We start from the raw sequence: 17,137 nt of genomic DNA on the forward strand, positions 1-17,137 counted from the left end.
TTGTTATTGTAAACCTTATACCTGCTATTCGTGAAAACTATCGTACTGGTATTCAGTATAGAGGGGAGTATTCGGAAATTATCAATATTGATTCTCAATATTATCGTGGTAGCAATGTAGGTAATATGGCCAATATCCATACAGAACTTGTTGCTTGCCACAATAAGTCGCATTCAATTAGTGTTGTTATTCCTCCTCTAGCAACGTTGTTCTTAAAAAAGAAGGTGAATAATGCCAAATATTAACTTTAAATTAACCGCAGGGGATCCGGCTCCGTTAGGTTGTAAAGCTGATGATAATGGTGTTAATTTTGCGCTTTATAGCGAGCAAGCCGAAAGAGTAGAGCTATGCATATTTAGCCAACAGGGTGAAGAAAGCCGCTATGAATTAACGTGCGATAATAATCATATTTGGCATGGTTATCTATTAGGCGCTACTACGGGTATTCATTATGGTTACCGAGTGTATGGCCCTTGGCAGCCAGAGCAAGGCTTACGTTTTAATCCAAATAAGCTGTTGATTGATCCCTATAGCCGTGCCCTGAGTCGTAAAGTTGAAGATATTCATTTATTTATCGATGGGCTAGACAGCCGAGATATGATGGATAATGGGGTGGTTGCACCTAAATCTATTGTTACGCAAGACGATTATGATTGGGGTCATGATGCCCTACCTAATACACCATGGGCAAAGACAATCATTTATGAAGCCCATGTCCGTGGCTTAACTCAGCTACACCCTGATATTCCGCAAAAGCTCCGCGGCAGTTATGCGGCTATTGCTCATCCAATAATGATCAGCTACCTAAAACAACTAGGTATTACTGCCCTTGAATTATTACCTATTCAGTTTCATCTCGATGAGCCTAGGCTACAAAAACTTAACTTAACCAATTATTGGGGCTATAACACGTTAGCACCATTTGCGATTGAGCCAACGTATTGGTCAGGTCGCGTAGATACCTCACCGCTAAATGAGTTTCGAGACATGGTAAAAGCCTTACATGATGCAGGCATCGAAATTATCTTAGATATTGTCTTTAACCATACTGCCGAATTAGATCTTTTAGGCCCAACCTTATCATTTAGGGGGATTGATAACAGTACTTATTATTGGTTACAAGATAATGGTGATTACCATAATTGGACTGGATGTGGAAATACCTTGCGCTTATCCCATCCTACGGTGAAACAATGGGTAATGGATTGCTTGCATTTCTGGGCGAACGAGTGCCATGTTGATGGTTTTCGTTTTGATCTGGCGACAGTACTTGGTAGAACACCTGATTTTACCTCCAATTCACCGTTATTAACGGCAATTGCCGAAGATCCTATTTTATCCAAATTAAAACTAATTGCTGAACCTTGGGATATTGGGGTTGGTGGCTATCAATTAGGTAATTTTCCTGCACCATTTGCCGAGTGGAATGATCGTTTTCGTGATGACATTCGCCAATTTACATTGAATACAGGCATTTCTTTAGGAACATTTGCGAGCCGTTTCGCCGGATCGAGTGATATTTACCTGCAGGGTCAACGTTTGCCTTATGCTTCCATCAATAAAATTACCTCCCATGATGGTTTTACCCTCCAAGACGTGGTGAGTTTTAATCGCAAACATAATCAAGCCAATGGTGAGAACAATGCTGATGGTAGTAATAATAACCACAGCAATAACCACGGTTTCGAAGGAATGACGGATGATCCTCATATCTTACAGAGTAGGGCGCAAAGTTGCCGTCATTTATTGACCTTTTTAATGTTATCACTAGGGACTCCTATGTTGCTGGCTGGTGATGAGCAAGGAAATAGTCAGCAAGGAAATAATAATGCCTACTGCCAAGATTCACCTGTGAGTTGGATAAATTGGCAAACAAAAGATGAAGAGTTAATTCAATTCACAAAGCAACTAATTGCCTTAAGACAAAAAATAGTCGCTTTAACTGAAGGGGAATGGTGGACAGGGGAAATCTCCATTAAAAATAACGCCGCTGATGTAGTTTGGCTTAATCAACATGGAAGGTCATTAACGCCTGAACAATGGCAACGGCATGAAACATTACCTTTACAAATATTATTATCTGGTCAATGGCTGATAATGATTAATTTAACAGAGCAGGTTCAGCATATAACACTACCAGCCGGTCATTGGGTAAACATCGAGTCTTTTCTGTGTTCTAGTGAAATTATTGAAAAACACCAAAGCAATCCAAGAAGTATCAATGTGTTAACTAACAAAAATTTTACTAATTACGTTTTTTGAGGAGGTTATATGCCTGAGGAATTATTATCTTGCTCACATCCAAACGCTGCGCAACGCTCAATGCTAGCAACACAATTACCGAACAAAACGGTGGCGTTGATCCTTGCAGGGGGACGAGGAACACGCTTAAAGGCTCTGACTAATAAACAACCTAAGCCATCGCTCTTTTTTGGTGGAAAATTTAGAATTATTGATTTCACGTTATCAAACTGTGTAAATTCAGGTATTTATCGAGTTGGTGTATTAACGCAGTACTACTCGCATTCCTTGATCCAACATATACAGCGTAGTTGGTCATTTTTGAATAATAAAGCAAATGAATTTATTGATATTTTGCCAGCAGAACAAAAACAAGGTAATGATGGTTGGTATCAAGGCACTGCTGACGCTATTTTTCAAAACTTAGATGTCATTAGGCATTATCAGGCGAAGTATATTTTGATTCTAGCGGGGGATCATATCTATAAGATGGATTACTCACAGATGCTGCTCGATCACGTTGAAAAAGGCAGTAAATGTACTGTGGCTTGTATTGAAGTACCGCAAAATGAAGCCTCCGGATTTGGCATAATGGATATAGATGAAAACGAACGTATTATTCAATTTATTGAAAAACCGGTTAATCCACCGTCAATGCCTGGAAAATCAGATACTTCGCTCGCCAGTATGGGGATTTATGTTTTTGATGCATCGTATTTATATCAATTGCTGAAAGAAGAAAATATTGTCATCGAAACTCATCACGATTTTGGCAAAGATTTAATACCAAAGGTCGTTAAACAAGGCGCTGCATGGGCACATCCATTTAGCCGCTCATGTGTTACTTCTAATTTTAATGAAAATACTCGACCATACTGGCGGGATGTAGGCACAATCGATTCTTATTGGAATGCCAATATTGATTTAGTTTCTGCTGTGCCAGAACTAGATATGTATGATCATAATTGGTCAATTCGTACGGCGATGTATCCGCTGCCTCCTGCGAAATTTATTCAAGGTAGCTCAGGTTCGCAAGGCATGGTTATCAATTCACTCATTAACTCTGGTTGTATCATTTCAGATTCAATGATTGTTAATTCAGTTATTTTCCAAGAAGTTCATATTGGTGCTTTTTGCCAAATCAATTCTTCAGTGTTACTCCCTGAGGTGCATGTAGGTCATACCTGCTGTTTAAAACGTTGCATTATTGATAAAGGTTGCCATGTGCCAAATGGATTAGTTGTAGGTGAAAATAAAGAAGAGGATAAACGGCGTTTTTATCGTTCTGAGGGCGGAGTGGTACTAATTACGCAGGAAATGTTGGATCAGCTTTAGTCATATAGAAGAATAAAATGGATAGGGAAAAAATGGAAATACGCATCTAACGGTTTGACTGATTACCTGATTGATATGCCTTATCTCTATCAAAGAGAAGGCTGCCCGTATCATGATGCCTATTAGCAAGATCCCGCCGTAAGCTATCGCACAATGCGGGCGGAGAGCAGTCACTATGAACATGCAGATAATTATAAACGTTTTACGCTAGTTGGATGGACAGTGTGTGAAATTGCGTGTGGTCTTGATAGTTTTTGGCACCTCGAAATTGTCTACGCTGTGTTTACTGTGCAGTGAAAGCTTGGCAGACAAATCAGCAACGGGGTTAGTATTATTTAGTATAATAACCGCACCATATGATTTATGGTGCGGTTAAATATTCCCTACTGAAATATCAAGTCATCGATTTGTTTATTAAGCGCTTCTTTAGTTAGTCAGATTAACATCAATAACCTGATAGAACGCGTTATCTGTATCATATACATCCCATGTTGCGTAGATAACATGATAACCAGTGCGATCTGTTGGTATGGTACATTGGAAATTAATTGGAGTCTCGTTTGGCGGTTTTGCCCCATTATCATCACGTTGGCAGAATGGTGTTAAGTCAAAGGCTGCACGAGATAAAGGAGCTGATTGATCCCAGCCTGTTTTAGTAATAAAGAACCGCCAATTAGTTGTGCGATGTGCAGCAGTTAAATACCAAGTAAATGTGGCTGCTCCTGTTTTTAAATTTGTTTTACTCCAGCGTGTTGGTGTTTGCTCATCTAGTGTTTTATAGAGTCCATTACCGCCACTAGCAAGGCTGCCATCAGCTGGTCCTGTACCTGGAAAACTTTTTGGCCCTTCAACACCTTGAGGGGTATATTGAGCATCATCCCCGCAGTTTTTGTTAGTTTCTAGTTTACATAAATAAGTTCGACTAGGAGGGCTAGTAAGATAACCATGGGCACTTGCTTGGAATGACAGCAAACTAAGTAATGGGCTTAGTAAACTAAGCAGGGCTAATGATAGCGTTAATTTTTTCATAATGACCTCGAATAAAAAATCATAAAATGTATTTATCTGAAATAGACGAGTACCGTTAATGAAGAGTATTCAGCCGTTTCAGTAATAAAGTTTTATCATTCGAGCAGAAGTCACTAATTGAAATCTTTGGTACCCATTATTAGATTTATTTTATTATCACTTGAGCAATGAGGTTGAGTTAAGTGAGTGTTTTCTAATTAAGTAGGAAGAGGTTGGTTTAGTCGTCGGTAATGGCGTCCCCTGCAGGAATCGAACCTACAACTAGCCCTTAGGAGGGGCTCGTTATATCCATTTAACTAAGGGGACTTAGATACTGATGTGACAGCGATTGGCATTCTACTTCTGACTCCCTATTGAATCAAGTTGTTACGTTGAATTTCTTTTATCAAAGGCCGCTAAAAGCGCTATCAGGTGCTTTTTTGTCCAACTACGATGGATTTCTTGTATTTTCGTATTGCTCACCCGATAAAAAGCGATTCTTATTTATTTAATCACATTTCTTATAATAATAGACGCTATAAATAAGGTATAGTTAACATTATGGTTGCTTAGTTATGCTTAGCACTCAAATTGATTAACAATTATATCTGTTTGGTTTTAATATAACGCGTATAACTTATAATTCGTAAAAAAGTGCCATGGCTGGTGGCGCAGGGGATGGAGAGTATTATGAAGTTTCGCATGAGTGGCGTTCTTCTTGCGGGAGTTTTGCTTGTTGGATGTTCTAGTTCAATAAACCCTGAAACTCAGGAACGTTCAGATCCGCTTGAAGGTTTTAACCGAGCGATGTTCAATTTTAACTACAATGTGTTAGATCCGTATGTCCTGAGGCCTGTCGCGGTGGCTTGGCGTGATTATGTACCGATGCCTGCACGTAATGGTTTAACCAACTTTTTTGTTAACCTTGAAGAGCCAGCCAGTATGCTGAACAGCTTCCTGCGAGGCGAAGTCAGCCAAGGTTTTAAACATTTTAACCGTTTCTTCCTCAATACAGTTTTTGGTATGGGAGGCTTGATCGACGTTGCCTCAATGGCAAACCCTCAGTTAGCAAAGGAAGAGCCTAAACGTTTTGGTAATACTCTAGGTTACTACGATGTTGGTTATGGCCCATATGTTGTGTTACCGGGCTACGGTAGTTTCACCGTACGTGAGCAAGGCGGAGACTTAGTCGATGATTTATATCCGATGCTAAGTTATTTGACGTTCTGGATGTCGGCGGGTAAATGGGCACTTGAGGGTATTGAAACCCGTTCACAGTTACTTGATTCAGATGGCTTGCTGAAGAACTCTTCAGATCCGTATTTGTTAATGAGAGAAGCTTACTTCCAACGTAATGATTTCTTATCAAGTGGAGGGGAGTTGAAAGCGACGGTGAATCCGAACGCATCAGCAATTGAAGGTGATTTAGATTCTATCGACTAGTTTAATCAACTTAAGTTATCACTCTCTTTTGCCATCGGACATTAGAGAGTGATAAAAATGTTATTCATTGCCTCGGTTTCCTCGAGAAGTTATTGCATCTATTAGTGCAATGACACCTAATACACCAATAAAACCAACGGTAAATAAAGTTCCCATAATCTTTCTCCTATGTGCTCATATCGGCCTCTTCATGGTTAACGATTAGCGTGTTAAGAGCCGCTCAACGTTAATTTGTTTTGCCCATACAGTCTGGTGCCATACTGAGCTAAACAATAAACTTATTGTACTTAGCGTTATGACAAGAACATGCAGGGTGTTGTGATGTTATGAAAAAGAATTGCAAAACTATTTACAACGAAATGGATGTTCAAAAACAAATTGAAATAGTTTTACAGTGGCAGGCATGGTGTAGTGACTGTTAACCGTTAATTTACAAACCAGCCATAATTTAATTTATAGATTTATCTAGGTAAATGTCAAGTGTAACTCAGGCGCGTACAGCGTTTTGAGCGTTTTTTTCTTCGTGGTAAGTAGCGGATTTTACTATTTTGATAATAACGGCGTGTTTTCAATGCAGAAAATGATGTTAATACCAGTTATTTATCACTAGAAAAGGGAATTTTACAGATAGAAAACGGTTTGTTGGCTTTTGGATAAAATAATAACAGGGGATAATTCCCCTGTTATTTATATATGGGATGTATCAATTAAAATGTATAGTTGAAGTTCACGCCATACAACCAAGCAGAACCTTCAGATTTAAACTCATAAGCTGGCAGTGGTATGCTAGCGTTCTCGCTGAGTTTTTCAGAGATATTGACTTTTTTACCATACATATAAGAGATGCCAAGGTCAACGGAGGCATTTTCATTAAATGCATAGGTTGTACCTGCACTTAACCAGTAGCGATCTTGGTCAGGAATAGAAATTGAACGGTATTTAGCTGGTACAGGGCTTTCATCGTAAGCAATACCCGTGCGGAATGTCCAGTTATCGTCATAGAAATAGGTTGTACCTAAAGCAAATCGCCACGCGTCTTTAAAGTTTTCTGCTTTATGGAATAGCTCTTTATTATCACTACTACGGTACGCTGTTAGATCTTTAAATTCACTCCAACCTGTATAGGCAACACTATAGTGTAATGCCCATTTTGGCGCGACTTTATGGTAACCAGAAAACTCCCAGATATCTGGTAAGTTAAGATCGAGTTTACCCTTGATTTTTTCACCGCCAGTACCTACTAAGCCCCCAGGTAGTGGCATATTTGGTAAATCGTTTGAATATTTACCATCTTCAAATTTAACTTTAACTTTTGAACGGTAAGTCAAACTAAAACGGTTGTCAGGGTTTAATTCATAAAGGATCCCTGCGTTCCAACCGTAACCCCAATCATCACCTGTTAGTTTTGCCATTGTGGTACTTGCAGGTAATGCAGGTAAGCCAAGACGGGGTGTCAATTGTCCAAGATCCCCTGCATGACGGGTAATTTCTGCATCTGCATAAACGGCATCAACACCTAAGCCAAAACTAAAGTTATCATTTAAACGGTAAGCACCACTTAGGTTTAAATTCACTGTTTTGAGGTCAGTTTTACCGCCGATTGGACCTGCCGCATAGCTTTTATTGAAATCAGTGGCGAGACCAAAGTTGGTGGTCATTGAAGTACCCACAGCCCATTTGTCATTAATTGGGAAAATAAAGTGGGCATTTGGTACTACGGCGCTTGGCGCGATATCATTCGCATTTAAGTTACTACCGAGTGGAGAAGCTCCACGGCCTTTAATATCAACACTAGGATCAATATAAACGGCACCGACCGAGAGAGCAGGACGATCAAATAGCATCATCGCTGCTGGGTTACGACTACCTTCACTTGCGTTATCGCCGATTGCGCCGGCCCCAGAAAATGCACGTCCTAGCGCAGAAGTGGAATATTCATTAAGCAAAAAACCAGCGGCTCCAGCGTTAGATGAAATCATTGCCACTGCTATTGCCAAAGCTGATCGAGTAAATAGGTTTTTCTGGCTCATGACCAAAACCCTCTTGTTTATTATTTATATTAGGCGACTTCTATCGCAAGAAGCGCAGAATTGTAGGGTCGCTTGCCTCTATGACAAATCAGACCAGTTACTAGAGTATAGGTCTGACCACCTCATATGTTGCAAGTCTGTTTTACAATTATCTCGCACTTGTTTTCAAAATTGCGATGTGTTTAACAAAATCGCAACATTGCACTAGTTGGATTTTGCTTATGGTTGTTATTTATGGGGTTAGATCAAACTTATAGCAGATAGTCAGTGATCGCTTTTGATATACACTGGTTTTTCGCTGTTTTTAGGCGTTATGATAGCGACTTAACAGTTTGTTGATTTGGAGAATAAAATGACTGATGCGATTAAGCGCTGTAGCGCAGAAGAAACGGCGGCCTGCTGCTGTGTGGATGTAGGGACAATTTTAGATAACAAAGATTGCACCGCATCGTATCAGCATGTTTTCGCAAGCCAAACCGAGGCGGAAGCGATGTTGAAGCAGCTAACAGACAAAGCAAAATCAGTTGAGTCTGATCCTTGTATCATCAATCATTCAATTAAGAATGTTGAGGGGGGCATTGAACTCTCAGCAGATTTTACATTTAGCTGTGAAGCAGAAAGTCTGATTTTTCAATTGGGCTTACGTTAATCAATCAAATGATTGACTATTTACAGCCTCCGCTGCTGTTTTATGACTCAACAGTGGAGGTTTCTTTATTTTCTTGTAACATCTATTTCCTGCCTTAATTGTTCCAATCTTTCATTGATGTTCATTAAGTTGTGTGCAAGCTCGCATTTTCTCAATGTCTCTGTTTTCTGAATGTAACCTTTATGTTAACAATAATAAACAGGTCGGACCTCTTTAAGTCTAAACGTTGTAATAGCGCCTCTTATTGATTCGGTTCTGAGAGACTAGTTTCTCTAATTGAGCCTAAATACAGACAACGAAGACTTCAACAAGGGGTCTATAAGCTAGAAAATTTTAGCAGGAGCTACCATGAATCAAATTTCCCATCATGGCGAAAGTACTTATACAGCAAAAGAAAGGATCGCTATCGTTAGCGGTCTACGCTTACCTTTTGCTAAGCAAGCAACAGCATACCAAGGGGTTGCCGCAGTTGATCTGGGAAAAGCGGTGGTTGCTGAATTGCTCAATCGTAGTGGTATTGATAAAGAATTGATTGAACAGTTGGTATTTGGGCAGGTCGTGCAAATGCCTTCTGCTCCGAATATTGCAAGGGAGATTGTACTTGGCACAGGTATGAGTGTTTCAACGGATGCTTATAGCGTTTCACGTGCATGTGCAACCAGCTTCCAAGCAATGGCGAATGTTGCTGAGAGTATGATGGCTGGACATATCTCAGTGGGCATTGCTGGTGGTGCTGATTCTTCTTCAGTTTTACCTATTGGTGTATCAAAAAAATTAGCGGCAACATTGCTCTCTTTGAGTAAAGCAAAATCGTTAGGGCAAAAGTTATCATTGATAACGAAATTACGCTTAAAAGATTTGTTACCTGTTGCACCAGCAGTTGCAGAGTACTCGACAGGGCTACGTATGGGCGATACTGCTGAGCAAATGGCGAAAAGTTATCACATTAGTCGTGAGCAACAGGATGAGCTGGCTCATCGTTCACACATATTGGCAGCGAAGGCATGGGAGAGTGGGGTGTTAGAGCAAGAGGTGATGACTGCTTATATGCCACCGTTCAAACAAGCGTTTTCTCAAGATAATAATATTCGTACCAATTCCGTTCTATCGTCTTATGCGAAATTAAAACCTGCGTTTGATCGCAAACATGGTTCTGTTACCGCAGCAAATAGTACGCCATTAACTGATGGTGCGGCTGCTGTTTTAATGATGACAGAATCGCGTGCCAAAGCATTAGGCTATACACCATTAGGTTATATTCGTAGCTTTGCTTTTTCTGCAATTGATGTTTGGCAAGATATGCTGTTAGGGCCATCGTATGCAACGCCTATCGCCTTGAAGCGAGCAGGGTTAACATTGCAAGATCTCACATTAATCGATATGCATGAAGCGTTTGCTGCTCAAACGCTGGCAAACCTTAAACTATTTTCAAGCCGCCAGTTTGCGCAAGAAAAATTAGGGCTAGCAAAAGAAATTGGTGAAGTGGATATGGATAAATTTAATGTGTTAGGTGGTTCGATTGCTTATGGGCATCCATTTGCTGCAACAGGTGCACGTATGGTAACACAAACCCTTCACGAGCTACGTCGGCGTGGTGGAGGGTTTGGTCTAACAACAGCATGTGCTGCTGGTGGTTTAGGTACAGCAATGATTCTGGAGGTGGAGTAATGGCTGACTATTCTGCGATAGAAACACAAGGCAAAATCGTTAAAGATGCATTTCGTTTTGAAGTTCATTCACAAACGGTAGGTGTCATTTATGTCGATGTTCCCGATGAAAAGGTGAATACATTAAAAGCTGAATTTGCTCAGCAATTCCTCGCCATATTGCAGCAGGCACAATCAACTTCAGGCTTGAAAGGATTGGTGATCACATCAGGGAAGAGAGACAGTTTTATTGCTGGTGCTGATATTAGCATGATTGCTAATTGTACAAGTAAAGAGGAAGCCAGTGAACTATCGAAAGAAGGGCAGGTTTTATTTGATAAGCTAGAAAACTATCCATTACCTATTATTGCTGCTATCCATGGAGCCTGTTTAGGCGGAGGCTTAGAACTGGCATTGGCTTGTCATGCGCGGGTTTGTTCTAGTGATGACAAAACGCGGCTGGGCCTACCTGAAGTGCAGCTTGGCTTGCTACCTGGATCGGGTGGAACACAGCGCTTACCTAAGTTAGTGGGTATCCCTAGCGCATTAGACATGATGCTGACAGGTAAACAACTACGCGCTAAACAAGCACAGAAAATGGGGCTAGTAGATGATGTTGTGCCTGAAACTATTTTACTGGATGTCGCCGTTCAAATGGCAAAAAAAGGTAAAATTCAGCGTGCACCTATCCATTGGCAGCAACGGTTATTAAGTAGCAGGTTATTGCGTAATAAAGTTTTTTCAACCGCTAAACAGACGGTGATGCGTAAAACCAAAGGGCATTATCCAGCACCTGAGAAGATCATTCAAGTCGTGCGAATTGGGGTCGAAAAAGGCATTAAAGCAGGGTATGAGGCAGAAGCAAAAGCCTTTGGTGAGTTAGTGATGACACCGCAGTCGGCTGCACTACGTAGCCTCTTTTTTGCAACAACCTCGTTAAAAAATGAAACGGGTTCAACGGCAGCCCCTACTAAGTTTAAACAAATAGGGGTGCTGGGTGGCGGTTTAATGGGGGGAGGGATCGCTTATGTTACTGCAATGCGTGGTCATTTAGCCGTTCGCATCAAAGATATTAACGCGAAAGGGGTGACACAAGCGTTGCGTTATAGCTGGGATCTTATGACGGAGCGAGTGAATAAAAGGCGAATGCCTGCTCGTGAGCGTGATGCCGTGATGGCAAAAATATCTGGTACTCTCGATTATCAAGGGTTTGAGCATACAGATATTGTTGTAGAGGCGGTATTTGAAGATCTTGCATTAAAGCAAAAAATGGTTGCTGAAATTCAAGATGTGACTAAAGGGCAGGCTATTTTTGCTTCAAATACATCATCACTACCTATTAACCAGATTGCTGAAAACGCACAATATCCTGGAAAAGTCATTGGTTTACACTATTTTAGTCCAGTAGATAAAATGCCACTAGTTGAGGTGATCCCTCATCATCAGACGGATGCACAAACTATTGCAACAGCCGTCGCTTTCGCTAAACGGCAAGGTAAGACAGCTATTGTGGTTGGTGATGACGCTGGTTTCTATGTTAACCGTATTTTAGCACCTTATTTATGTGAGGCTGCTGAATGCTTAATGGGTGGCGAGTCAATTGAACATATTGATAGCGCTTTAGTCGATTTTGGTTTCCCTGTTGGGCCATTTAACCTGCTAGATGAGGTTGGTATCGATGTTGGCACAAAAATTTTGCCTATCTTAGTGAACCGTTTTGGGAATAGATTTATGGCGCCTGAGCTTTTAGATAAGGTGAATAAAGATGGTCGTAAAGGTAAGAAAAACGGTAAAGGCTTCTATCTTTATGGGCATCAATCATCATCTAAACTGCTATTTTGGAAAAAAACCAATAAACGCCAAGTTGATAAGAGCCTCTATGAGCTGGTTGGTATTCATCCGCAAAATCATTTAAGCAAAATTGATATTGCAGAACGTTGTGTGATGCTAATGCTGAATGAAGCGACCAGATGCTTGGATGAAAAAATTATTCAAAATGCGCGTGATGGTGATATCGGGGCTGTATTTGGGATCGGTTTCCCGCCATTTTTTGGTGGTCCTTTCCGCTATATGGATAGCTTAGGTATTCAAAAAACAGTCGATACGATGAATAAATTAGCTGAGAAATATGGTGAAAAATTCCTTCCATGTGAACGATTATGTCACATGGCTCAAAACAATGAGCAATTCTTTCCTGCTTAGCAAAATCCGCCGTAAACCTTCGCCCTATGCGGGCGGAGAGATAAGGCGAAAAGCCATAAGGGCTTTTAAGAGCAATCGTGAAAACACTTTCTGCGGGACTTTGTTGCACAATGAAATAGAGGATCCGCGGACGGATACGGTGTCTTTTTCGGATAAACTCCTTCAGGGACCCTGCAATGCGCTCAATTCATCATGATAATATACGGATACAGGCATGACAGACGGCGGGACTCGTCGTCTCTGTCCATGGAGGCCTGCGTAAATCCGTGATACAAACGGTAGCGGCCTGAGAAGTGGGAAGCTTCGTCGTTTACGGCGAGGAGCAGTCACTTGGGGAAGTGTGCAGATATTGAGGGGTTGGCGAGTCGCTCGGAAGATCACATAAATAGTACGCTAAACTAACGATAAAGCCTGATGTATTTGTTTTTTATAGAAAATATCAGGTTTTTTTTATTGTTAGTTGCTGGTGAAAGGGTTATTGGCATGCAGAGTAGGATAAGCATCAACGCTAGTGATAATTATCACTACTCAGATACATTTTCGGACAAATTAAAAGCAAAAAAACTACTTAAGTCATTTTATTTTTGGATGGTTTGATGCAGAATCACACACTCGTTGTAGTTAATGATGATTTTTGCAACAATTATGCTTTCAATAATTTGAAACCTAGTTAGGGCGTTTAGCGTGAATTAACACGGCGTCAATTTAATATTATCATTTGATATATAAAGATATTTTAACAAAAAAAGTCAGCCAGTTTTGCGATTAGGTGACTCAAATGGTGGATTATGCAAGTTTATATTATGCGTCATGGTGACGCTGCATTACAGGCTGCAAGCGATGCAGCGAGAGCGTTAACGCAAAAGGGGAAAGATGACTCAGCATTGATGGCTCAATGGTTGAATAAACGTAACCCAGAAATTGATAGTGTACTTGTTAGCCCTTATTTACGTGCGGAGCAAACGCTGCAAGTGATCCGCGAAAGCTTAAGCCTTCCGATACAAGTTGAAGTGATGGATATGTTGACACCTGCTGGGAATGCCGCATTTGTTGCTGACCATATTCGTGATTTAGCGTTAATGGGAACAAATGCAGTATTAGTGGTTTCTCATTTGCCACTGGTCGGTTATTTAGTTTCTGAGTTGTGTCCACATGAGGCTCCACCAATGTTTATTACTTCTTCAATTGCCTGTATTGAAATTGATGTAGTACATCATAAAGCCCATCTAGATTGGATGCTCAGCCCATCACAACTGTTTTCTATGAATCAGTAGGTCGCTTATTAGCCCCTAGGGGCTATTAGAGTCATTATGTGTAGCATTCAATATGCTAGCTGAGTTTATTTATTACCTAACTGCACTTTGCATGATTGGGAGTGATCTAACGCCTAATACTCTCTTGGGTTTCAATCAGTAACAGAATTGAGGCATTGCCTCCCCATTCTTTAGGGGCTTGGTGGAAGGCAATAATATCTGGGTGTTGAGCTAACCAGAGTGGTGTTTGTTGTTTTAGAATGTGTTTGCCATGTCCATGCATGATGCAAGCACAAAATACATTTTCACGTTTACATGCCGCAATTAATGCACCAATTTCTTGTTTGGCTTCCATTTGAGTTAAGCCGTGTAAATCAAGAAACAGTTCAGGAACATAATCCCCACGACGTAATTTTTTTAATTCATAAGGACTTTCTCCCGGTTTTAGATAGCGGGTTGGGCCCTCATCTTCTAATTGAGGCTGAAACTCATCAGAAAAATAAAACGATGCATCGATTTGTTCTTGCTGAACTTTTTTGCTCGATGGCTGAGTTACTTTAGCTCGAATGGGCGCATGCAATACCTGATCCTGTTTTATTTTCTTGGCGCCACGGATCGCTTCTTTAAATAGATGAATATCATCATTATGTAACCCAAATTTATTTTTCATTCTATTAACTGTCTTTTTAGATAATTTTATTTCTTTAAGTTTACCCTATTTTTGGTAATTATTGTTATAGACTCTTGATACTTCAAGTTGCAGTGCCTTGCGTTTTCGGTATGGTGACTGTACTCACTCGCTACTCATCACTGATCGGTGTATGTCTCTAACGTTCTGTTTACTTATTGCCTAGCTGTAACTTATAAGATTTAGCTAACAAATTTTTAACCAAACTGTCGAGTTTACATTGACAAAACACACTGTTTTGTCTAATTGTATATACATATATATACCTGTTGTTTTGTTGCAACACCCAATGCATTTTTAAACCATAGGATTTGTTATGTCATTTAAAACCCTTGTACACGATGTTATCTGGCGAAATGGCCGTATTGCTACCATGGATCAGCAGTCCGATGTTGCTTATGGCTTATTAGAAAATGTTGATATGGTAACGCGTGATAATCTGATTGTTGCGATTGTCCCTGCGGGTTTGCTTGATGTTACAAGTTGTCGGGTCGTGGATTTAGCAGGGCGTTTAGTGACACCAGGCTTGATTGATTGTCATACACATTTAGTGTTTGGGGGTAATCGTGCGGGGGAATGGGAACAACGGATGAATGGGGTTTCTTATGAAACGATCAGTCAGCAAGGTGGTGGTATTAATTCAACTGTACGTGCGACCCGTTCATTAGATGAGGAACAACTTTATCAAGTTTCTCAGCCACGTTTAGAAGCCTTGATCCGTGAAGGTGTTACGACGATTGAGATGAAATCAGGTTATGGTTTGGATTTTGCTAGCGAACAAAAACAACTGCTGGTGGCTAAAAAGCTCGCTGATTCTTATCCTGTTACAGTAAGCTCTACATTGTTATCAGCCCATACTGTTCCCTCTGAATATAAAGACAAAGCTGATGAATATATTGATCTTATTTGTACAGAAATTATGCCAACCTTGTGGCAGCAAGGCTTATTTGAAGCGGTTGATGTCTTTTGTGAAAGTGTCGGTTTTTCTCTGGAACAAAGTCATAAATTGTTTGCAGCAGCACAAAAGCTGGGGATCCCAGTCAAGGGGCATGTGGAACAACTCTCTAACCTTGGTGGCAGTGAACTAGTGGCAAGTTTTAAGGGGTTATCGGTTGATCATATTGAATACCTTGATCTCAAAGGTATCCGTGCATTAAAAGAAAGTGGAACAGTTGCAGTTCTTTTACCCGGTGCATTTTACTTTTTACGTGAAACAAAATTACCACCGATTGATTTACTACGAGAACACCAAGTGCCTATGGCGGTCTCAACCGATTTCAACCCAGGAACCAGTCCTTTTGCATCATTGCGTATGGTCATGAATATGGCTGCGGTATTATTTAGGTTAACGCCTGAGGAAATTTGGGCCGGTGTGACATGTCACGCTGCGAAAGCTTTAGGCCGTGAGGCTACTCATGGGCAGCTAAAAGTAGGGTATCAGGCTGACTTTGTGGTATGGAATGCTACTGACCCAGTTGAGATGATTTATGAGCAAGGTAGTCAGCCTTTATATATGCGAGTTTATCAAGGTGCTATTAGCCATCAAAATAGGTAAAAGGTGTTTGTTGATTATTAACTCATAAAATTCTTATGTAATGGTATAAAACTGATAATATAATTTTTGAGATTGTTTTCTTCCCCCGCTAGGTTACTGCGGGGAATTGCGTTTTATTTGCGACAGTCAAAATATTGGCAACTTGAAGTATGACGAGTGGATAGCTCGATAGCATCAAGGCAATCCTTGCTGATTTTGTTAAGGGTTTAATATATTACTTTTTAAATGGAAGATATTGTGACGGCAGATAAAAAAGGTTATAGAGACACTCCAATTCCACTTTACTTACAAGTAAAACAGTTGATTACAGAGAAGATCCATAATGGAGAATGGCAATCAAATGACCGTGTTCCTTCTGAGTCTGAACTGGTAAAACAGTTTGAATGTAGTCGTATGACGGCTAATCGTGCATTAAGAGAACTTACTGCTGAAGGGCTATTGGTTCGCGTGCAAGGTGTTGGCACATTTGTGGCTGAGCCAAAAGGCCAATCCGCTTTATTTGAAATTCACAGTATTGAGGCGGAGATTTTAGCGCGAGGTCATCATTATGGTTGTAAAATCATTAAATTAGAGAAGGTTCCTGCATCAATTGCTTTAGCAGCAGAGTTGAATATTGCTGCGGATGCAGTCGTATTTCATTCCATTATTGTTCACTACGAAAATGAGATAGCTGTACAGATAGAAGACCGCTATGTTAATGCATTAGCGGCTCCTGATTATTTAAAACAGAACTTCTCGACAGTTACCCCACATGATTACCTGTCAATGGTTGCGCCTTTGACAGAAGGAGAACATATTGTTGAAGCGATAGAGGCTGATGAACGAGCTGCTAAATTGCTAAACATTGCTGTTGGTTCTTCTTGTTTATTAATATCACGGCGCACGTGGTCACAATCCTTTGTGGTGACGAGCACGAAATTATTATTTCCTGGAAATCGCTATAAATTAAAAGGGCATTTTACGTCTTAAGAACAAGAAGCAATACCAGACACTTGGATTGCTTTTTGATTATCTACTTGAAAAATAAAATGATTAAATCCTCGGTCATCTAGACTCATTGCTTTTCATGTGCCTAAAATTCTTGAGT

General features: G+C 40.4%; 13 protein-coding genes and 1 tRNA gene. 10 read left to right on the plus strand and 4 right to left on the minus strand.

The genetic code is table 11. The features are described from left to right. The first annotated feature begins 5 nt into the window (after positions 1 to 5). From AC3Z9T_RS01285 to glgC, 3 genes are read left to right on the plus strand one after another with little or no spacing between them, the layout of a single operon-like run. Complete coding sequence (locus AC3Z9T_RS01285) at positions 6 to 245, plus strand: alpha amylase C-terminal domain-containing protein (RefSeq protein ID WP_490125123.1); 240 nt, start codon at positions 6 to 8, stop codon at positions 243 to 245. Beyond that, a complete protein-coding gene (glgX, locus tag AC3Z9T_RS01290) occupies positions 232 to 2,262 on the plus strand; it encodes a glycogen debranching protein GlgX (RefSeq protein WP_490124404.1) in 2,031 nt (676 codons plus the stop codon). Before AC3Z9T_RS01285 ends, glgX begins: the two co-directional genes overlap by 14 nt. A gap of 9 nt (positions 2,263 to 2,271) precedes the next feature. After that, on the plus strand, positions 2,272 to 3,576 hold the full coding sequence (gene glgC, locus AC3Z9T_RS01295) for a glucose-1-phosphate adenylyltransferase (RefSeq protein ID WP_490124405.1): 1,305 nt from the start codon (positions 2,272 to 2,274) through the stop codon (positions 3,574 to 3,576). A gap of 426 nt (positions 3,577 to 4,002) precedes the next feature. Here the strand turns inward: glgC and AC3Z9T_RS01300 are convergent, their stop codons facing one another. Beyond that, entirely contained in the window at positions 4,003 to 4,605 is a 603-nt protein-coding gene (locus AC3Z9T_RS01300; protein WP_490124406.1) for a lytic polysaccharide monooxygenase, read from the minus strand. A 231-nt stretch (positions 4,606 to 4,836) separates the two neighbouring features. Continuing rightward, positions 4,837 to 4,911: transfer RNA gene (locus AC3Z9T_RS01305), tRNA-Arg, on the minus strand. Between the two features lie 363 nt (positions 4,912 to 5,274). On the opposite strand from AC3Z9T_RS01305, the gene mlaA reads away from it, so the two are divergent. After that, positions 5,275 to 6,027, plus strand: coding sequence for a phospholipid-binding lipoprotein MlaA (mlaA, locus tag AC3Z9T_RS01310; RefSeq protein ID WP_490124407.1), 753 nt, complete (start codon positions 5,275 to 5,277; stop codon positions 6,025 to 6,027). A 707-nt stretch (positions 6,028 to 6,734) separates the two neighbouring features. On the opposite strand, the gene fadL is transcribed toward mlaA, so the two are convergent. Next, positions 6,735 to 8,057 carry a long-chain fatty acid transporter FadL gene (gene fadL, locus AC3Z9T_RS01315; protein ID WP_490124408.1) on the minus strand — a complete coding sequence of 441 codons (1,323 nt, stop codon included), beginning with the start codon at positions 8,055 to 8,057 and terminating at the stop codon, positions 6,735 to 6,737. A 352-nt stretch (positions 8,058 to 8,409) separates the two neighbouring features. On the opposite strand from fadL, the gene AC3Z9T_RS01320 reads away from it, so the two are divergent. From AC3Z9T_RS01320 to sixA, 4 genes are all read left to right on the plus strand, one after another. Beyond that, positions 8,410 to 8,706 (plus strand): YfcZ/YiiS family protein, encoded by a 297-nt coding sequence (locus tag AC3Z9T_RS01320; RefSeq protein ID WP_490124409.1) that lies wholly within the window; start codon positions 8,410 to 8,412, stop codon positions 8,704 to 8,706. Between the two features lie 348 nt (positions 8,707 to 9,054). Further along, positions 9,055 to 10,374 (plus strand): acetyl-CoA C-acyltransferase FadI, encoded by a 1,320-nt coding sequence (fadI, locus tag AC3Z9T_RS01325; RefSeq protein ID WP_490124410.1) that lies wholly within the window; start codon positions 9,055 to 9,057, stop codon positions 10,372 to 10,374. Continuing rightward, a complete protein-coding gene (gene fadJ / locus AC3Z9T_RS01330; protein ID WP_490124411.1) occupies positions 10,374 to 12,554 on the plus strand; it encodes a fatty acid oxidation complex subunit alpha FadJ in 2,181 nt (726 codons plus the stop codon). The genes fadI and fadJ overlap by 1 nt, the downstream gene beginning before the upstream one ends. Before the next feature lie 788 nt (positions 12,555 to 13,342). Next, positions 13,343 to 13,828 carry a phosphohistidine phosphatase SixA gene (sixA, locus tag AC3Z9T_RS01335; protein ID WP_490124412.1) on the plus strand — a complete coding sequence of 162 codons (486 nt, stop codon included), beginning with the start codon at positions 13,343 to 13,345 and terminating at the stop codon, positions 13,826 to 13,828. Positions 13,829 to 13,934: 106 nt separating this feature from the next. Here the strand turns inward: sixA and smrB are convergent, their stop codons facing one another. Next, positions 13,935 to 14,477, minus strand: coding sequence for an endonuclease SmrB (smrB, locus tag AC3Z9T_RS01340; RefSeq protein WP_490124413.1), 543 nt, complete (start codon positions 14,475 to 14,477; stop codon positions 13,935 to 13,937). 334 nt (positions 14,478 to 14,811) lie between these two features. On the opposite strand from smrB, the gene hutI reads away from it, so the two are divergent. Together hutI and hutC are read left to right on the plus strand one after the other, a co-directional pair. Continuing rightward, positions 14,812 to 16,050 (plus strand): imidazolonepropionase, encoded by a 1,239-nt coding sequence (hutI, locus tag AC3Z9T_RS01345; RefSeq protein ID WP_490124414.1) that lies wholly within the window; start codon positions 14,812 to 14,814, stop codon positions 16,048 to 16,050. A gap of 225 nt (positions 16,051 to 16,275) precedes the next feature. Next, entirely contained in the window at positions 16,276 to 17,019 is a 744-nt protein-coding gene (gene hutC / locus AC3Z9T_RS01350; protein WP_490124415.1) for a histidine utilization transcriptional repressor HutC, read from the plus strand. Positions 17,020 to 17,137 lie beyond the last annotated feature (118 nt).

Source organism: Providencia sp. 6390 (genome assembly GCF_058148425.1).